19 protein-coding genes are annotated in these 17,991 nt (G+C 70.3%); 11 read left to right on the top strand and 8 right to left on the bottom strand.

Features of this window, described 5'->3' with window-relative positions:
* Positions 1-10 precede the first annotated feature (10 nt).
* Together ACFWP7_RS08665 and ACFWP7_RS08660 are read left to right on the top strand one after the other, a co-directional pair.
* On the top strand, positions 11-367 hold the full coding sequence (locus tag ACFWP7_RS08665) for a DUF779 domain-containing protein (protein WP_384378138.1): 357 nt from the start codon (positions 11-13) through the stop codon (positions 365-367).
* A gap of 85 nt (positions 368-452) precedes the next feature.
* Positions 453-1,682 (top strand): phosphodiester glycosidase family protein, encoded by a 1,230-nt coding sequence (locus tag ACFWP7_RS08660; protein WP_384378135.1) that lies wholly within the window; start codon positions 453-455, stop codon positions 1,680-1,682.
* A gap of 32 nt (positions 1,683-1,714) precedes the next feature.
* On the opposite strand, the gene ACFWP7_RS08655 is transcribed toward ACFWP7_RS08660, so the two are convergent.
* The 6 genes from ACFWP7_RS08655 to ACFWP7_RS08630 all read right to left on the bottom strand — a co-directional run bounded on the left by ACFWP7_RS08655 (position 1,715) and on the right by ACFWP7_RS08630 (position 7,084).
* Positions 1,715-1,909: a hypothetical protein gene (locus tag ACFWP7_RS08655; RefSeq protein WP_365440206.1), complete on the bottom strand. Its 195-nt coding sequence runs from the start codon at positions 1,907-1,909 to the stop codon at positions 1,715-1,717.
* Positions 1,910-2,069: 160 nt separating this feature from the next.
* On the bottom strand, positions 2,070-2,924 hold the full coding sequence (locus ACFWP7_RS08650; RefSeq protein WP_384378132.1) for a phosphatidylinositol-specific phospholipase C/glycerophosphodiester phosphodiesterase family protein: 855 nt from the start codon (positions 2,922-2,924) through the stop codon (positions 2,070-2,072).
* Positions 2,925-3,146: 222 nt separating this feature from the next.
* On the bottom strand, positions 3,147-4,232 hold the full coding sequence (locus tag ACFWP7_RS08645; protein ID WP_384378129.1) for an acyl-CoA dehydrogenase family protein: 1,086 nt from the start codon (positions 4,230-4,232) through the stop codon (positions 3,147-3,149).
* Positions 4,229-5,410: an acyl-CoA dehydrogenase family protein gene (locus ACFWP7_RS08640; RefSeq protein WP_384378126.1), complete on the bottom strand. Its 1,182-nt coding sequence runs from the start codon at positions 5,408-5,410 to the stop codon at positions 4,229-4,231. The genes ACFWP7_RS08645 and ACFWP7_RS08640 overlap by 4 nt, the downstream gene beginning before the upstream one ends.
* Positions 5,407-6,384 (bottom strand): NADPH:quinone oxidoreductase family protein, encoded by a 978-nt coding sequence (locus tag ACFWP7_RS08635; protein WP_384378123.1) that lies wholly within the window; start codon positions 6,382-6,384, stop codon positions 5,407-5,409. Before ACFWP7_RS08635 ends, ACFWP7_RS08640 begins: the two co-directional genes overlap by 4 nt.
* A gap of 85 nt (positions 6,385-6,469) precedes the next feature.
* Complete coding sequence (locus ACFWP7_RS08630) at positions 6,470-7,084, bottom strand: helix-turn-helix domain-containing protein (protein ID WP_384378120.1); 615 nt, start codon at positions 7,082-7,084, stop codon at positions 6,470-6,472.
* A gap of 77 nt (positions 7,085-7,161) precedes the next feature.
* On the opposite strand from ACFWP7_RS08630, the gene ACFWP7_RS08625 reads away from it, so the two are divergent.
* The 5 genes from ACFWP7_RS08625 to ACFWP7_RS08605 all read left to right on the top strand — a co-directional run bounded on the left by ACFWP7_RS08625 (position 7,162) and on the right by ACFWP7_RS08605 (position 11,911).
* Entirely contained in the window at positions 7,162-8,097 is a 936-nt protein-coding gene (locus ACFWP7_RS08625) for an NAD(P)/FAD-dependent oxidoreductase (RefSeq protein WP_384378117.1), read from the top strand.
* 63 nt (positions 8,098-8,160) lie between these two features.
* Entirely contained in the window at positions 8,161-9,699 is a 1,539-nt protein-coding gene (locus ACFWP7_RS08620) for an ATP-dependent DNA ligase (RefSeq protein WP_384378114.1), read from the top strand.
* A complete protein-coding gene (locus ACFWP7_RS08615) occupies positions 9,696-10,163 on the top strand; it encodes an NUDIX domain-containing protein (RefSeq protein ID WP_384378111.1) in 468 nt (155 codons plus the stop codon). Before ACFWP7_RS08620 ends, ACFWP7_RS08615 begins: the two co-directional genes overlap by 4 nt.
* 97 nt (positions 10,164-10,260) lie before the next feature.
* Positions 10,261-11,646 (top strand): NADP-dependent succinic semialdehyde dehydrogenase, encoded by a 1,386-nt coding sequence (locus ACFWP7_RS08610; protein WP_384378108.1) that lies wholly within the window; start codon positions 10,261-10,263, stop codon positions 11,644-11,646.
* Positions 11,647-11,671: 25 nt separating this feature from the next.
* A complete protein-coding gene (locus tag ACFWP7_RS08605) occupies positions 11,672-11,911 on the top strand; it encodes a DUF6213 family protein (RefSeq protein WP_266468554.1) in 240 nt (79 codons plus the stop codon).
* A gap of 36 nt (positions 11,912-11,947) precedes the next feature.
* Here ACFWP7_RS08605 and ACFWP7_RS08600 read toward each other — a convergent pair whose 3' ends face one another.
* Positions 11,948-12,622 carry a transcriptional regulator gene (locus tag ACFWP7_RS08600; RefSeq protein WP_384378105.1) on the bottom strand — a complete coding sequence of 225 codons (675 nt, stop codon included), beginning with the start codon at positions 12,620-12,622 and terminating at the stop codon, positions 11,948-11,950.
* Positions 12,623-12,803: 181 nt separating this feature from the next.
* On the opposite strand from ACFWP7_RS08600, the gene ACFWP7_RS08595 reads away from it, so the two are divergent.
* From ACFWP7_RS08595 to ACFWP7_RS08585, 3 genes are read left to right on the top strand one after another with little or no spacing between them, the layout of a single operon-like run.
* Positions 12,804-13,877: a type III polyketide synthase gene (locus tag ACFWP7_RS08595; RefSeq protein ID WP_384378102.1), complete on the top strand. Its 1,074-nt coding sequence runs from the start codon at positions 12,804-12,806 to the stop codon at positions 13,875-13,877.
* Between the two features lie 5 nt (positions 13,878-13,882).
* Positions 13,883-15,097: a cytochrome P450 gene (locus ACFWP7_RS08590; RefSeq protein WP_384378099.1), complete on the top strand. Its 1,215-nt coding sequence runs from the start codon at positions 13,883-13,885 to the stop codon at positions 15,095-15,097.
* A 7-nt stretch (positions 15,098-15,104) separates the two neighbouring features.
* On the top strand, positions 15,105-15,626 hold the full coding sequence (locus tag ACFWP7_RS08585) for a cupin domain-containing protein (protein WP_384378096.1): 522 nt from the start codon (positions 15,105-15,107) through the stop codon (positions 15,624-15,626).
* A gap of 18 nt (positions 15,627-15,644) precedes the next feature.
* On the opposite strand, the gene ACFWP7_RS08580 is transcribed toward ACFWP7_RS08585, so the two are convergent.
* Positions 15,645-16,871: an acyl-CoA dehydrogenase family protein gene (locus tag ACFWP7_RS08580; RefSeq protein ID WP_384378093.1), complete on the bottom strand. Its 1,227-nt coding sequence runs from the start codon at positions 16,869-16,871 to the stop codon at positions 15,645-15,647.
* Positions 16,872-17,040: 169 nt separating this feature from the next.
* On the opposite strand from ACFWP7_RS08580, the gene ACFWP7_RS08575 reads away from it, so the two are divergent.
* The gene (locus ACFWP7_RS08575) at positions 17,041-17,685 is read left to right on the top strand and encodes a TetR family transcriptional regulator (RefSeq protein WP_384378090.1); all 645 of its coding nucleotides are present in this window, start codon (positions 17,041-17,043) and stop codon (positions 17,683-17,685) included.
* The last annotated feature ends 306 nt before the right edge of the window (positions 17,686-17,991 follow it).

Genomic DNA, 17,991 nt, shown 5'->3' with positions numbered 1-17,991 from the left:
GGCCGCTGCGGTGGATCCCACCCCGCGCGTGGAGCTGACCCCCGCAGCCGCCGAACTGGTGCGGCGGCTGCGGGACATCCACGGACCGCTGATGTTCCACCAGTCCGGCGGCTGCTGCGACGGCAGCGCGCCCATGTGCTACCCGGAGGGCGAGTTCCGCACCGGCGGATCGGACGTCCTGCTCGCCGAGCTGGAGGTCGACGGAGTCGAGGAGCCGGTGACGTTCTGGATGGCGAAGAGTCAGTACGAGCTGTGGAGCCATACGCGGCTGATCGTCGATGTCGTGTCGGGCCGAGGCAGTGGCTTCTCGCTGGAAGCACCCGAAGGAGTGCGTTTTCTGACCCGTTCCCGTCTGGTCGGCGGGTAGCCACTGCCACGGACACCCGCCGTCTGATGAACTCCCCTTGAGTTCTCCGACAGTTGATGAGACATCAGAGGCATCAGGGGGCACGGTGACACGTCGTAGCGGACGTTTCAGAACAGTACTGACGGTTGTCGCGGCATCGAGTGCGCTGGCCGGTACCGCCCTTGTGGGGGCGGTACCGGCCAGTGGCGCGCCGAGCGGCACGCGGATCGCGGCCGGCGTCCAGTACACGGAGATGGACGTCCCGGCCGCAAAGGGTGTGGCGCACGCACATGTGCTGACCGTCGATATGCGCGACCCCCATGTGCGGGTCGATCTCATGTACCCCGGATCTGTCGCGTCCCGGGCGCCCGTCTCCCAACTCGCCGGCGCCCGAGGTGCCGTCGCGGGCGTCAACGGCGACTTCTTCAACATCACGGAAACCCAGCATCCCGGGGTCACGGCGACGGGCGCGAGCGTGGGCCCGATGATCGCGAGCGGACGCGCCCTCAAGGCGGCGGTCCCGAACGGCCAGCGCTTCGGGCCGGCCTTGCCGCCGGGAACGACCACCGAGGACGTGCTCGGCGTGGGCGTCGACCGCAGGGCCCGGCTGGACGGCCTCGCCCTCGACGGCTACGTACGCAGCTACGAGGGGAAGTGGCCGCTCGGCGGGCTCAACCAGTACGCACTGCCGGTGGGTTCGATCGGCGCGTTCACCTCGGACTGGGGAAGTGTCTCCCGGGTGCGCGCCACCTGCGGCACGGACACCGACCGGGCCGCGCCCTGCAGTGCGGACACCTATGAGGTGACGGTCCGCAAGGGGCGGGTCGTGTCGACGGCCACGACACCTGGCAGCGGGCCCATCGCTGTCGGCACGACCGTCCTGGTGGGCCGTGAGGCAGGCGCCCAGCAGTTGCGGAAGCTGTCGGCGGGCCTGCTGGTCCGGGTGGGGCACCGTCTGGTGGCGGACGCCTCCGGGATCCCGTACCGCTTCGCGCTCGGCGGCTATCCGGTGCTCGACGACGGCGTGCCGCTGCCCGATCTCAACAACACGACCGCCGCCGTACGGACCGCCGTGGGCATCGCGGACGGCGGCCGACGTCTGTATCTCTTGGCCCTCGACGGCGCCCCCGCGTACCAAAGTGGACTCACCATCGCAGAAGTCGCGGAGACCATGCGGAAGTTGGGATCCGTCGACGCCTTCAGTCTAGACGGCGGCGGCTCCACCACGATGGTCGCCGAACAGCCCGGGGCGAACACCGTCAGCGTCGTCAACCACCCCAGCGGAGGCGCCGAACGCCCGGTACCGAATGCCATCGGCGTGTTCTCAAGCCCCTGATGCCGACGGGCGACAGAGGACCTCGACGGATCTCACGGCTTGAGGCTGCTCACGATGTCCGCCGTCGCCGTGAGCCCGTCATGAATGGTCGGCGCCATGCTCGTACTCGCCAGATAGAAGCCGAGCAGCACACAGACCACGGCGTGCGAGAGCTTCAGTGCGCCGTTGCGCACGAACACCACCGCGAGGATCAGGAGCAGTACCACCACAGAGATGGAAATGGCCATCGTCAACCTCCTCCGCCACGTCGACACCGCGGCTTTCGGCCGCAAGTGTCGCGTAGCGGAGGGTTCGTCCGGGTGGCTGACGTGGCCCCCGAACGTGTGGTCTCTACGACCAGTCGTGCGCTCGCTCATACGTGCGCATGGGTCTGCCTGCTGCCGCGAGTTAGTGGGCGTCCAGGAACACTTCGAGGCCGGCGAGGTCGTCGGTGTTGAGGTAGTCGACGTCGGCGGCGAGGAGTTCCGTCCACAGGGCGTCCCGGGCCGGCCCCGCCAGATCGGGCGTCGCCCAGAATCGCACCTTCTGCTTGCGTGCATGCGCCGCGGCGATGATGCCGCGCAGCTTCTCGCGCTCGGCGGCCGGGAAGGGGCCGTTGCCCAGCCAGGTGAAGTTGAGCGTCCAGTTGTCGCTGATCAGCGGAACGAAGGAGGCGGGCGCCGCGCTGCCGAGGTCGGCGAGCCGGCCGTCGTAGAAGGCGCGCCGCACACTCTGGGCCTCCATGGGCGTACGGGCGGCACGGTCGCCGGAGATCACGGCCGTGACGGCGCCGGGGTACACGTGGCCGTGCTTGTACGTGGTGAAGAGGTTCTTGTAGCGACGCAGGTGGCGGTCGAGTTCGAGGTACGTCGAGGAGCCCTCGGTCTTGATGTCGATGAGCAGTTGCAGGGGCGTGCGGTAACCCCGGTACACCGAAGCGTGATTGGCCTTCACTCGGGCGGCAAGGGGATCGAGGTAGAGGGACTCGATGGTGCGGGTCGGGTCGAGGTCGACGGGGTCGTGGGCGACGAGAAGCTGGTCGCCGACGAGGTAGATGTCGACCTCGACGCTGCCGAAGCGGTGGTCGAGGGCGTCGAAGAGGGGGCGCGGGTGGTCGTAGTCGTTGTGCGCGTGGGCGCGCCACAGCGGCCGGGGGCGTTGCTTCCGCTCGCCCGCCAGTGCGGACGTGGCGGGCAGCGCGACCGAGCCCGCGAGGGCGGCGCCAAGGGTGGTGAGGGCTCTGCGACGGGTGGTAAAGGCCATGTCTGCCTCCCTGGAAGTGCCGTAAGGGACCCCAGCGAGTATGCGATCCACCGGCACTCAAGGAGCAGGCCCGTGCGGGGAGTTGGCCGGACTGCCTCCGTACGTTCACCTCGTCGGCCGTACGTTCGGACGCGGGCCGCACAACAGGCAAACACTTCACGGCAGGCAACGCCAAGGCCCGCCCCCGACGAGGGAGCGGGCCCGGCGGCAAGAAGGCTTCGGTCAGGGCGCCTGAAGGTCGACCAGCCCCGCCAGCGCCTGGCGGTGTGCCCCCGCCGTGCCGTACGCGAGAGAGTCCGCCTTGGCGCGCTTGAGGTGGAGGTGGACGGGGTGCTCCCAGGTCATGCCGATGCCGCCGTGCAGTTGGACGGCCTCCTCCGCGGCATGGACGGCGACGGGCGCCGCGTAGGCCTGAGCGAGGGCGACCGCCACGTCGAGGTCCTCGCTGCCGGTGGCGAGCGCGTCGGCGGCGTTCCGGGCGGCGGCACGGGTGTTGACGACTTCCAGCCACAGTTGCGCGAGCCGGTGCTTGAGTGCCTGGAAGCCGCCGACGGGCCGGTTGAACTGCTTGCGCTCCTTCAGGTAGCGGACCGTCTCCGTCAAGCACCAGTCGGCCAGGCCGAGTTGCTCGGACACGAGCAGTCCGGCACCGGCGCGCAGGGCGCGTTGCACAGCGGGTTCGGCATCCCCCAGCAGACGCCCGGACGCCCCGTCGAGGGTCACCTTCGCCACCGGCCGGGTCAGGTCCAGGGACACCTGCGCAGTGACGGTCACGGCGGAAGCGTCGACCGCGTACAGCCCGCCGTCGTCCGCGGGCACCAACAGCACGTCGGCGATGGCCGCGTCGGCGATGCCGGTCAACTCCCCGTGCAGAGCGCCGTTTTCATGCCGTACGACCTTGTAGGCGCCGCCGGGCGGCACGGACAGAGCGACGGAGAGCGCACCCACAGTCCGTCCGGACGCCAGCGCCCCCAGCAGCTCCGCGACCTCCTTGCCCTCGCAGGTGAGCAGCGCCTCCGTGGCGACGACGGCACTGGTCAGATACGGCACGGGCGCGACCGCGCGGCCCAACTCCTCCAGGACCACGGCGACTTCGCGGTGCGTGGCGCCCTGGCCGCCCTGCGATTCGGGCACCAGGAGACCGGTGAGGCCCATCCCGTCGGAGAGCGCCTTCCACAGGTCACGGTCGTGCAGCGCGTCGGACTCCGTGCGCGCGATGACGCTCGCCGCGTCGCAGCGGTCCGCAAGGAGGTCGCGAACGGCGGCCCGCAGCGCCTCTTCCTCCTCCGAGTACAGCAAGTCGCTCATCGCGCCAGGTCCTTCCATGCGACGTCCTTGTCGGTGCGCGGCTCGGAGGGCAGGCCCAGCACGCGTTCGGCGACGATGTTGAGCAGGACCTCGCTGGTCCCGCCCTCGATGCTGTTGCCCTTGGAGCGGAGGTAGCGGTATCCGGCGTCGCGGCCGGTGAAGTCGACCAGCTCGGGTCGGCGCATGGTCCAGTCGTCGTACAACAGGCCTTCCTCACCGAGGAGTTCGACCTCCAGGCCGCTGATCTCCTGGTTGAGGTGGGCGAAGGCGAGCTTCAGCCCGGAGCCCTCGGGGCCGGGCTGCCCCGCGACGAGCTGCTGGCGCACCCGCTCGCCGGTGAGGCGGGCGACCTCGGCCTCGACCCACAGCTTCAGCAGCCGCTGGTGGAGGTCGTGGGTGCGCAGTTCGGGGCGTTCGCGCCAGGTCCTGGAGACCGGCCCGATCATGCCGCCCTCGCGCGGGATGCGCATGCCGCCGATGGAGACGCGTTCGTTCATGAGCGTGGTCTGCGCGACCCGCCAGCCGTCGCCGACCTCGCCGAGGCGGTGTGCGTCCGGGATGCGTACGTCGGTGAGGAAGACCTCGTTGAACTCGGCCTCGCCGGTGATCTGGCGCAGCGGCCGGACCTCGACGCCCGGGTCGGTCATGTCGCAGATGAAGTACGTGATGCCGCGGTGTTTGGGCAGGTCCGGGTCGGTGCGGGCGATGAGGATCGCCCAGCGGGCCAGGTGGGCGCTGGACGTCCACACCTTCTGCCCGTTGACCACCCAGCTGTCGCCCTCACGGACGGCCCGGGTGCCGAGCGCGGCGAGGTCCGAACCGGCGCCCGGCTCGCTGAAGAGCTGGCACCAGACCTCCTCCCCGACCCAGAGCGGGCGCAGGAAACGCCTCTTCTGCTCCTCCGTGCCGTACCCGAGGATCGTCGGCGCGGCCATGCCGAGGCCGATACCGATACGCCGGGGGTCGTTGTCGGGCGCGCCCGCGGCCTCCAACTCGGCGTCCACGACGGCCTGGAGTGTGCGCGAGGCACCGAGTCCGCCGAGCCCCTCGGGGTAGTGCACCCAGGCGAGTCCCGCGTCGAAGCGGGCCCTGAGGAAGTCCAGCCGGTCCGTCGAGAGCGGCGGATGTGCGGTCAGCAACTCCTGTGTAAGAAGGCGCAGTTCGGCGGCGTCGGTCATGCGACTGCTCCGTTCCCGAGCGCGGGGACCACGACGACGCGGCCCGTCGTGACCCCGTCGGCGACCCGCTGCACGGCCGCCGCGGCGCCGCCGAGCGGCACGCGCTCGCTCACCAGCGGCTTGATCGCACCCTGCGCGGCGAGCTCGGTGAGCCGCTCGTTGCACTGCTGGACGAGCTTCGGGTTCTTGGTGTTGTAGAGGCCCCAGTGCAGGCCGAGGATCGAGTAGTTCTTCACGAGGGCGTGGTTCAGCGCCGGGCTCGGAATGCTGCCGCTCGCAAAGCCCACGACGACGATCCGGCCCTCGAAGGCCACGACCTTGGTGGACTGGACGTAGGCCTCGCCACCGACGGGGTCGTAGACCACGTCGGCGCCCCGGCCGCCGGTCGCGTCCTTCACGGCGCCGATGACGTCCTCGGCGCGCCGGTCGATGACGACGTCGCATCCCAGCTCGCGGGCGACGGCGGCCTTGTCGGCCCCGCCGACGACGCCGATGACCGTGGCGCCGGCGGCCTTGCCGAGCTGTACGGCGGCGCTGCCGACGCCGCCGGCCGCCGCGTGCACGAGGAGGGTCTCGCCCGCTTCAAGGCCGGCACGCCGGTGCAGACCGAACCAGCCCGTCTGGTAGCCGATGTGCAGAGCCGCCGACTCGGCGTCGTCGAGGGCCTCGGGCGCGGGCAGCAGGGCGGCGGCATCCGCGACGGCGTACTCGGCGAAACCGCCGTACGGAAGCGCGGGGTTGGCGAGTACGCGACGGCCGTCCTGCGTCTCGCCGCAGATCTCCACACCGGGCGTGAACGGCAGCGGCGGCCTGACCTGGTAGTGACCGCGGCACATCAGCGCGTCCGGGAAGTTGATGTTCGCCGCGCGCACCTTGAGCAGGACCTGGCCCTCGGCGGGCACCGGCCGCTCCACGCCTTCGAGGCGCATCACCTCGCCCGGCTCGCCGTTCTGGTGCACTTGCCATGCCTGCATGCGGAGCCTCCACGGACTTCTTCGTCTGACCGGGGTCCCTCACATACTAAGCGGTCGCTTGCCAATCAGGGAACAGTCGCGTGCATCACGACCGGCTGGGCCGCGCCCTGACATGCATCCGCTCCCCCTGCGGACCGAACAGACTCAGGAACTCCACGGGCCCCTCGCCCGTCGACCCGAACCAGTGCGGTACCCGGGTGTCGAACTCCGCCGCCTCCCCCGGACCGAGTACGACGTCGTGCTCGCCGAGCACGAGCCGCAGCCGCCCGGAGAGCACGTACAGCCACTCGTAGCCCTCATGGGTCCGTGGGTCGGGCTCCATCCTGCGAACGGGTTCGAGCACCTTGAACGCCTGGAGCCCGCCGGGCTGCCTGGTGAGCGGCCAGTACGTACGACCGTGCTGCACGATCGCCTTGGAGCGGACCCTCGGATCACTCACCGGTGGCGCGCCGACCAGCTCGTCCAGCGCCACCTGATGGGCTCGGGCGATGGGCAGCAACAGCTCCAGGCTGGGCTTGCGCAGCCCGGACTCCAGCCGCGAGAGCGTGCTCACGGAGATGCCGGTCACCTCGGACAGCCCCGCGAGCGTCGCCCCCCGCTCCTTCCGGATCCGCCGCAGCCGCGGCCCGACCTCGGCCAGCACCTCACCCGTCTGCAAGTCCTCGTTCGCGCCCATCTCACTCATGCCCGTGTCACTCATCCTCTTATTGCAGAATCAGCAAAGCCATTTGTCAATACTGTCACCTTCGAGGGACCTTCTCCATGGAGGTGGTCACCATGACCGAGAGGTACGAAGCGATCGTCATCGGCGGCGGCGCGGCAGGACTGTCGGCCGCGCTCGTCCTGGGGCGCGCCCGGCGCTCCACCCTGGTCGTCGACGCGGGCGAGCCGCGCAACGCACCCGCAGCGCACATGCAGGGCTATCTGACGCGGGACGGCATGCCGCCCGGGGAGTTCCTCGCCGAGGGCCGGCGGGAGATCGAGCGGTACGGCGTGGAACTGGTCGCGGGCCGTGTGGTGGACGTGGTCCGGGACGAAGCCGGGGAGTTCGACGTGGTCCTGGCGGAGGGGCGGACCGTGCACGCGCGACGGCTGGTCGTCGCCACCGGCCTGGCCGACGAGCTGCCGTCGGTTCCGGGTGTCACCGAGCGGTTCGGGCGGGACGTCGTGCACTGTCCGTACTGCCACGGCTGGGAGGTCCGCGACCAGGCCTTCGGGGTGCTGGCCACCACCCCGATGAGCGTGCACCAGGCGCTGATGGTCAGCCAGTGGTCGAAGGACGTGACCCTGTTCCTGCACACGGTCGCCGAGGCCGAACTGACCGACGACGACCTACGTCGGCTCGCCGCGGCCGGGGTCTCCGTGGTGCCCGGCGAGGTCGCGGAGCTCGTCATCGACGACGACCGGCTCACCGGGGTGAGGCTCGCGGACGGCACGGTTCACGCCCGCTCGGTGGTGTTCGTCGCGCCCCGCGCGGTCCCGCGCACCGGTCTGCTGGAGCGACTGGGCGCAGAGCTGCGGGAAACCCCGTTCGGCGCGTATCCCGTGGTCGACGAGACCGGGCGGACGACGGTCCCCGGCGTTTGGGCGGCCGGCAATGCGATGGGGTTCGCGGAACAGGTCGTCAACGCTGCGAGCGCCGGCTACCGAGCGGGCGCCACGATCAACGGCGACCTGCTCTTCAGGGACCTCGACGCGACCGCGCGGGTGTAGAGCAGCCGGGCGTAGAGCAGCCGTGCGGGTGTGTATTGGTCGCCCCCGTAGCACCATGGCTGCATGCTGCTGAGCCGGCTCGCCCACGTGTCCCAGGAGGTCGCCGCGACCTCGGCGCGCTCCCGGAAGACCGCTCTGCTCGCCGAGCTCTTCCGGGACGCCGAGGCGGACGACGTGCCGATCGTGATCCCGTATCTGGCGGGCCGCCTGCCGCAGGGACGGCTCGGCATCGGCTGGAAGGTCCTCAGTACGCCCGTCTCCCCCGCGCCGGAAGCGACCCTGACCGTCCGCGAGGTGGACGCCCGGCTCACCGAACTCGGCGGTGTCTCCGGTGCCGGATCGCAGGCCGAACGCGGGCGCCTGGTGGGCGAGTTGATGGCGGCGGCCACCGAGGACGAGCAGCGCTTCCTGTTCGGACTGCTCACCGGCGAGGTGCGGCAGGGCGCGCTGGACGCGGTGGCGGTCGAGGGGCTCGCGCAGGCGACCGGCGCGCCCGCCGCGGACGTACGACGGGCGGTGATGCTCGCCGGATCACTGCAGACGGTGGCGCAGGCGCTGCTCTCCGACGGCCCGGCGGCGCTGGACGGCTTCCGGCTCACCGTCGGCCGCCCGGTGCTGCCGATGCTGGCGCACACCGCCGCTTCGGTGTCCGAGGCGGTCGGCAAGCTCGGCGCCTGCGCGGTCGAGGAGAAGCTCGACGGCATCCGTGTGCAGGTACACCGCGACGGCGACGACGTACGGGTCTACACCCGCACCCTCGACGACATCACCGACCGCCTGCCCGAACTCACCACGGCCGCGCTTGAGTTGAAGCAGACCAGGTTCATCCTGGACGGCGAGGTCATCGCCCTGGACGAGGACGGGGTGCCGCGGTCCTTCCAGGAGATCGCCGGGCGGGTGGGCTCGCGCGTGGACGTGGCCACAGCCGCCGCCGCGGTGCCCGTCTCCCCCGTCTTCTTCGACGCGCTGTCCGTGGACGGGCACGATCTGCTGGACCTGCCGTTCACCGAGCGCCACGCGGAGCTGGCGCGGCTGGTGCCCGAGCCGATGCGGGTGCGGCGCACACTCGTGGCAGGTCCCGATGACCTCGCCGCGGCGGAGAAGTTTCTCGTGGACACCCTCGCCCGTGGCCACGAGGGCGTCGTATGCAAGGCCCTGGACGCCCCCTACAGCGCGGGCCGGCGCGGTGCCTCCTGGCTCAAGGTCAAACCCGTACACACCCTTGACCTGGTGGTTCTCGCGGCCGAGTGGGGCCACGGGCGGCGCACCGGGAAGCTGTCCAACCTGCATCTGGGCGCGCGGAACGAGGACGGGTCCTTCGCCATGCTGGGCAAGACCTTCAAAGGCATGACCGACGCGATGCTGACCTGGCAGACAGAGCGTCTGAGGGAGCTGGCGGTCGAGGACAACGGCCACGTCGTGACCGTACGACCGGAACTCGTCGTCGAGATCGCGTACGACGGTCTGCAGAAGTCCACCCGCTACCCGGCCGGCGTGACCCTCCGCTTCGCCCGCGTGGTGCGCTACCGCGAGGACAAGACCCCGGCCGAGGCCGACACGGTCGAGACGCTGCTCGCCGCGCATCCCGAGGTGACCCGGTGAGTACCGGCAGGCGCAGCGCGGGACTGCTGTTGTTCCGGCACACGGACCACGGCCTTGAGGTGTTGCTCGGCCATATGGGCGGCCCCTTCTTCGCGCGGCGGAACGCCGGCGCCTGGACCGTACCCAAGGGCGAGTACGAGCCCGACGAGACCGCCTGGGAGGCCGCGCGCCGCGAGTTCCAGGAGGAGCTGGGGCTGCCGCCGCCCGACGGCGAGGCCGTGCCGCTCGGCGAGGTCCGGCAGACCGGCGGCAAGGTCGTCACCGCCTGGGCGATCGAGGCCGACCTCGACCCGGCGACGGTGGTCCCCGGCACCTTCGAGATGGAGTGGCCGCCGAAGTCGGGCCGCCGGCAGGAGTTCCCCGAGCTGGACCGGGTGGAGTGGCTCGGCCTGGACCGGGCCGGGGCGCTGATCGTGAAGGCCCAGGCGGAGTTTCTTGACCGGCTGGCGGAGCACACGGGGTGAGGGCCGGTGTCCGCACCGGCCGCCGGTGAGCCCTCCACGTTGCGCCGCACCCCGCCGCGCGGGAGGGTCGAAGAACAGCCAGCTTCAGGAGGTCGGCATGCCCATCGCGACGGTGAACCCGGCGAACGGCGAGACGCTCAAGACGTACGAGGCCCTCGGCGCAGAGGAGATCGAGCGCAGGCTCGCGACCGCCGAGGCCGCGTTTCGTGTGCATCGCACCACGTCCTTCGCCGAGCGGGCGCGCCTGCTCCACAAGGCCGCCGACCTGCTCGACGCGGACCAGCAGGACATCGGCCGGGTGATGACCACCGAGATGGGCAAGCCGGTCAGGCAGGCCCGCGCGGAGGCCGCGAAATGCGCGAAGGCGATGCACTGGTACGCCGACCACGCCGAGGAACTTCTCGCCGACGAGGAGCCCGCCGAGTCCGACGCCAAGGACTCCGGGGCCTCCCGGGTGATCGTGCGCTACCGCCCGCTGGGCCCGGTGCTCGCCGTCATGCCGTGGAACTTCCCGCTCTGGCAGGTCGTCCGGTTCGCCGCACCCGCACTGATGGCGGGCAACGTGGGCCTGCTCAAGCACGCCTCGAACGTGCCGCAGACCGCCCTCTACCTGGAGGATCTCTTCCTGCGCGCGGGCTTCCCCGAGGGCTGTTTCCACACGCTGCTCATCGGCTCAAGCGCCGTCGAGGACATCCTGCGCGACCCGCGCGTCAAGGCGGCCACACTCACCGGGAGTGAACCGGCAGGGCGTGCGGTGGCCGCCGTCGCCGGGGACGAGGTCAAGAAGACGGTGCTGGAGCTGGGCGGCAGCGATCCCTATGTCGTCATGCCGTCGGCCGACATCGACCGGGCCGCGAAGACCGCGGTGACGGCACGTGTGCAGAACAACGGGCAGTCGTGCATCGCCGCCAAGCGGTTCATCGTGCACACGGACGTGTTCGAGGCCTTCGCCGAGCGCTTCACGGCGGGCATGAAGGCCCTGAAGGTCGGTGACCCGCTCGACGAGGACACCGACGTCGGGCCGGTCTCCACCGAGCAGGGCCGCAGCGACCTGGAGAAACTGGTCGACGACGCGGTCGAGGCCGGCGCGACGGTCCTGTGCGGCGCGGAACGCCCCGAGGGACCCGGCTGGTACTACACGCCGACGATCCTCACCGACATCACGCCCGAGATGCGCATCCACCAGGAGGAGACCTTCGGGCCCGTGGCAACGCTCTACCGCGTGGCCGACCTGGACGAGGCGGTGGCCCTCGCCAACGACACGCCCTTCGGGCTGAGTTCGAATGTGTGGACGCGCGACGAGACCGAGGTGGACCGGTTCGTCCGTGATCTGGAGGCGGGTGGCGTGTTCGTCAACGGGATGACGGCGTCCCACCCCGCGTTCCCGTTCGGCGGAGTGAAGCGGTCCGGCTACGGGCGTGAACTCTCGGGGCACGGAATCCGCGAGTTCTGCAACATCACCACCGTATGGCACGGAGCGTGAGCGTTCCGCGGTTACGATCCCCTCTGTGAACCGCGAAGTGACCCTGCCTCTGATCGTCGACGACCGCGGCACGTTGCAGGTGGCGGCCGCCGACGTCAGCAAACTGCTGCGCACGGTGGGCGGCCGATGGCTGCATCTGGTGGAGGCGGGCCAGGACGGCCTCGACGAGGACACGGTGGCGGCGCTCACGATCGAACTCGCCAAGCTCGCCGACCGCATCGACGTGGCCTGCATCGCGCACAGCAGCGGGACGACGTCCGACTGACCACCCCGCATCGACACGGCACCAGTTGACGACGCGTCAGCCCGCTCGCACGTCGAGCTCCCACAGGGCGTGCCAGAACTTCTCCTCGCAGCCCTGCAGCAGGCGGCCGTACCGGAGCACCTCGTCCTCGTCGACCCGTCCCGCGTCCAGCCCGGCCTGTACGGCGGACAGCGCCAGGCGCTCCAGCTCCGGTGCGGGCCCGGCGAAGAAGTCGAAGAAGCCACAGGCCTCGTCGTCGAAGCCGTAGTGGCCGCGCAGGGCCTCCGCGATCCTCGCGCAATAGCCGCCCCACGCCGCGAAGTTGGCGCTCAGCGCGAGCACCACGTCGGCCGGTGAGCCGTTGAGTGCCAGCCAGGCGACATAGGCGGGATAGGCCTGGCAGTCCGCGAGCGGCTCGTACGCGGCGGCCCGTGTCTCGTCGGCCCCGCACGCGGCGGCGTACGCGCCCAGCCTGTCCTGGGCCAGCGCCTCGCCCTCCGCGAGCGCGGCGAAGAAGGCGGCGCTCTCGGGCCCGGCGTCCGGCCGTTGCGCCAGATGCAGGAACGCGCGGCGGTCCGCGGCGATCACATGGCGCTGTTCGAGGGCGAGGGCGGCGAGTGTGGAGCGCTGCGCCGCGCCTCGGGCGATCAGCGGCAGCAGGCGGTTGGCGTGGGGGTCGGGGGCGAGTTTCTCGGTGGCGCTTTTCCGCAGGTCAGTGGCCGTCCGTGTCATCGTGCGTCCCTTCGGTTCGACGGTCTTTGAGCTCCTTCGACCAGGGTCCCACTCATGGAGGCTTGTCCCCGATCTGGAGTAATCCGACGAGATATCCGCGCCCTGCCGGGTGATCGTGGGTGAACCACCCTTCCGCCGGGGGACGAACGGTTCCCCGGAAGGCGAAAGTAGGCGCTTCCTCATGGCGACTTTGTGCAGACCCGCGGTCTCAGTCCCCGAGTACGTGATCACAATGGAGGAGACGCTGGAGCTGGCACGCTCCCGTCACGCCGACCACCCCCAACTCCCGCTCGCCCTGCGGCTGATCGAGAACACCGGCGTTCGTACCCGGCACATCGTGCAGCCCATCGAGGAAACCCTCAAGCACCCGGGCTTCGAGGACCGCAACAGGGTCTACGGCAACGAGGCGAAGGCCCGCGTCCCCGCCGTCGTACAGCGGGCGCTGGACGACGCCGAGCTCCTCACCACCGACATCGACGTGATCATCTACGTGTCGTGCACCGGGTTCATGATGCCCTCGCTCACGGCCTGGCTGATCAACGCGATGGACTTCAGCAGCGACACCCGGCAGATACCCATAGCCCAGCTGGGCTGCGCGGCGGGCGGCGCCGCGGTCAACCGGGCGCACGACTTCTGCACGGCCTACCCCGAGGCCAACGCACTCATCGTCGCCTGCGAGTTCTGCTCGCTCTGCTACCAGCCCACCGACCTGGGCGTCGGCTCGCTGCTCTGCAACGGGCTGTTCGGCGACGGCATCGCCGCCGCGGTCGTCCGCGGCAAGGGCGGCACGGGCATCACCCTGGAGCGCAACGCCTCGTACCTGATCCCCAAGACCGAGGACTGGATCATGTACGACGTCCGCGCCACCGGCTTCCACTTCCTGCTGGACAAGCGGGTGCCGGCCACGATGGAGCCGCTCGCCCCGGCGCTCCACAACCTCGCGCGCCAGCACGGCTGGAACGCCTCCGACCTGGACTTCTACATCATCCACGCGGGCGGCCCGAGGATCCTGGACGACCTCAGCAAGTTCCTTGAGGTCCCGCCGGAGGCCTTCCGGTTCAGCCGGGCGACCCTCACCGAGTACGGGAACATCGCCAGCGCCGTCGTCCTGGACGCGCTGCGCCGACTGTTCGACGAAGGCGGCGCGGAGCACGCTGCGCGCGGAATGCTGGCGGGCTTCGGCCCCGGTATCACCGCGGAGATGTCCCTTGGCCGCTGGAACAACGGGAACAACACAAACACCGAAACGACGTGACCCGGATGACCGAGAAGACGATCACCGAGCCCCTGCCGCCCGTACGCCACTGGCCGGCGCTCAATCTGACCGGCGTGGACTTCGACCCGGTCCTGACCGAGCTGATGCGCGAGGGCCCGGTCACCCGGATCCAGCTGCCCAACGGCGACGGCTGGGCCTGGCTGGTGACACGGCACGACGACGTCCGCATGGTGACGAACGACGCCCGCTTCAGCCGTGAGGCCGTCATGGGGCGGCAGGTCACCCGGCTCGCCCCGCACTTCATCCCCTCCGCGGGCGCGGTGGGCTTCCTCGACCCGCCCGACCACACGCGGCTGCGCCGCTCGGTGGCCGCGGCCTTCACGGCGCGCGGAGTGGAGCGGCTGCGCGACAGTGCCCGGCGGATGCTCGACGAACTCGTCGACGAAATGCTGGATGCCGGTCCGTCCGCCGATCTCACCGAGTCGATCCTGAGCCCCTTCCCCATCGCCGTCATCTGCGAGCTGATGGGCGTCCCGGCCACCGACCGGCACCTCATGCACACCTGGACCGGGCTGATCCTGTCCTCCTCGCACGGCGCCGAGGTCAGCGAGAAGGCCAAGAACGAGATGGGCGCGTACTTCACGAAGCTCATCGGCGAGCGTGCCGGAAGCACGGGCGAGGACGTCGGTTCGCTGCTCGGCGCGGCCGTGGGCCGGGAAGAGATCACCATGGACGAGGCCGTCGGTCTCGCGGTGCTCCTCCAGATCGGCGGCGAGGCGGTCACCAACAACAGCGGGCAGATGTTCTACATCCTGATGACCCGCCCCAAGCTGGCCGACCAGCTCCGCGCCGATCCGGCGATCCGCCCCCAGGCCATCGACGAGCTGCTGCGCTACATCCCGCACCGCAGCGCCGTCGGCCTCTCCCGGATCGCCATGGAGGACGTCGAGATCAGCGGCGTACGGATCCGGGAGGGCGACGCGGTGTACGTGTCGTACCTGGCCGCCAACCGCGACCCGAAGGTCTTCCCGGACCCCGAGATGATCGACTTCTCGCGCAACCCGAACCCGCATGTGTCGTTCGGCTTCGGCCCGCACTACTGCCCGGGCGGAATGCTCGCCAGGCTGGAGTCCGAGCTGATGGTCGACGCGCTCCTTGACCGGGTGCCGGGGCTGCGGCTCGCGGTACCGCCGGAGCAGGTCCCCTTCAGGAAGGGCGCGTTGATCCGTGGACCCGAGGCCCTGCCCGTGACGTGGTGAGCGGCGGATGACAGCGTCCGAGGGGCTGCTCGTACCGCCCGGTCACGGCCGGGTCGTGCAGACGCCGGCCCAGCATGTGACGTTCAAGGTCACCGGCTCGCACTCGCGGATGGCGTCGACCTTCGAGGTCGTGGTGCCTCCTGGCTTCGACGTGGGCGCCCATGTGCACACGCGCAGCGAGGAGTTGTTCTACGTCCTCGAAGGCGAGCTGGACGTCCTCGCGTTCGAGCCGCGGGTGCGCACGCCCGACAACTGGCAGCGGTGGGAGTCGAGTTCGGGCACCCGCGTGGTACGGGCGACCCCGGGCACGGTCATTGTCGTACCCCCGGGATGTCCGCACGCCTTCTCCAACCCCACCGAGACACCCGCGAAGATGTTCTTCCAGGCGTCACCGCCGCCGGACCACGAGCGGTACTTCGACGAGCTGCTGGAGATCCTGGGCACGGGCGGCCCACCGGACTGCGCGGCGATCGAGGCACTCCGGGCGAGGTACGACATCGAGCAGCTGACACCTCTGAAACACCGGTGAGGAGGGCTTCCGGCAGGCTCAGCGGATCGGCATCCCCGACAGGGTGCGCGCGATCACGAGCCGCTGGATCTCACTCGTGCCTTCGAAGATCGTGTAGATGGCGGCGTCGCGGTGCATGCGCTCGACCGGGTACTCCCGGGTGTAGCCGTTGCCGCCGAGGATCTGGATCGCCTGCCCGGTGACCTTCTTCGCGGTCTCACTGGCGAAGAGCTTCGACATCGAGCCCTCTGCGGCGGTGAAGGGCTTGCCGTTGACCGCCATCCAGGAGGCGCGCCACGTCAGCAGGCGCGCCGCGTCGATCGACGTCCGCATGTCGGCGAGCTGGAAGGCGACGCCCTGGTTGTCGATGATCGCTCGCCCGAACTGCTCGCGCGTCATCGCGTATTCGAGGGCGACCTCGTACGCGGCCCGCGCGGTGCCCACCGCCATCGCGGCGACAGCCGGACGGGACGCCTCGAACGTGGCCATCGCCGCGTTCTTCACGCGCTCGCCGCCGGACTTGGCGCGCTCACGGGCGCGGGCGAGACGCTCGTCCAGCTTCTCCTTGCCGCCGAGGAGGCAGGAGCCGGGGACACGGGCGTTCTCCAGGACGACCTCGGCGGTGTGCGAGGCGCGGATGCCGTGCTTCTTGAACTTCTGGCCCTGGGACAGGCCAGGGGTGCCCGCCGGGACGATGAAGGAGGCGTGGCCCTTGGAGCCGAGCTCGGAGTCGACGACCGCGACCACGACGTGGACGTTGGCTATGCCGCCGTTGGTCGCCCAGGTCTTGGTGCCGTTGAGGACCCACTCGTCCTTGGCCTCGTCGTAGACGGCACGGGTGCGCATGGAGGCCACGTCGGAGCCGGCGTCGGGCTCGGAGGAGCAGAAGGCGGCGACCTTGACGTCGTTGGCGTCGCCGTACATCTGGGGGATCCAGGTGCCGATCTGCTCCTCGGTGCCGTTGGCGAGGACGCCCACGGCGGCGAGGCCGGTGCCGACGATCGACAGGGCTATGCCCGCGTCGCCCCAGAACAGCTCCTCCATGGCCATCGGGATGCCGAGCCCGGTGGGGTCGAAGTACTGCTGCGCGTAGAAGTCCAGGGAGTAGATGCCGACCTTCGCGGCCTCCTGGATGACCGGCCACGGGGTCTCTTCACGCTCGTCCCATTCGGCGGCGGCGGGCCGGATCACATCGGCGGCGAACCCGTGGATCCAGTCCCGCACCTCCTTCTGGTCGTCGTTGAGTTCCATCGTGAACTCGGCCATGGTCCCTCCAATAATGCGCTAAAGTGTTACTTGCGGTAACTGGAGTCTGTTACCGACCAGTAGGAAAAGTCAACTCCCGAGCCCCGCTCGGCAGCCCGTTCGATACACATGCGCCATTGAGTGTTAGTTTGCGCAGGCGTCACCGAATCAGCACGGGTGGGGAGAGACCATGGACACCACACAGCGGACCGATCAGCAGAGGTCCGCCGACCGCCGTCGGCGCGAGCTGCTGGAGGCCGCGGACAGAGTGGTTCTGCGTGACGGCCCCGGAGCCTCGATGAACGCCATCGCCGCCGAGGCGGGCATCACCAAGCCGATCCTCTACCGCCACTTCGGCGACAAGGGCGGACTCTACGCCGCCCTCGCCAAGCGGCACACGGACGCCCTCCTCGGATCGCTGCGCGCCGCACTCGACGCGCCGGCCGAGCGCCGCGAGCGCGTCGAGGCCACGCTCGACACCTACTTGGCGGCCATCGAGGCGCACCCCCAGGTCTACCGGTTCCTGATGCATCCCACCGAGGGCGGCCAGCCGGGCGACCCCGGGTTCGACGTGAGCAAGCACTCCCTGCCGCTGCTGCGCCGTATGGGCGAGGAGCTCGCCGAGGTCATCGAGGAGCGCGTGGATCTCGGACCCGACAGTCAGCAGCTCGCCCGGGTGTGGGGGCACGGAATCGTCGGCATGATGCACGCGGCCGGCGACTGGTGGATGGGCGAACGACCTTGCTCGCGGGCCGAGTTGGTACGGAGCCTTGCGGACCTGCTGTGGGGGCGGCTGGCTGCCGCCGGGGACCGCGCCGGCGGGCCGGGGTTCTGACGGCCGTCTTTCACGGGCAGGGCTGTGTGGGACCGGCCGCTTCACCGGCGGGGCCACGGGCAGCTCGCCGCTACACCTGCGGGCCGCATAAGGCTGGCCACTTCCACCGGCGAAGCCGTGCGGCGCCGACCGCTTCCACCGGCAAAGACGCGGACACCTCGCCACTTCACCTGTGGGCCGCATAGGGCTGGCCACTTCCACCGGCGAAGCCGTGCGGCGCCGACCGCTTCCACCGGCAAGGACGCGGGCACCTCGCCGCTACACCTGCGGGCCGCATAAGGCTGGCCACTTCCACCAGCGAAGCCG

This window comes from Streptomyces sp. NPDC058470 (genome assembly GCF_042721055.1).
In the GTDB taxonomy this organism is placed as follows: Bacteria; Actinomycetota; Actinomycetes; order Streptomycetales; family Streptomycetaceae; genus Streptomyces.
This window is presented reverse-complemented; position numbering and strand designations above follow the sequence as displayed.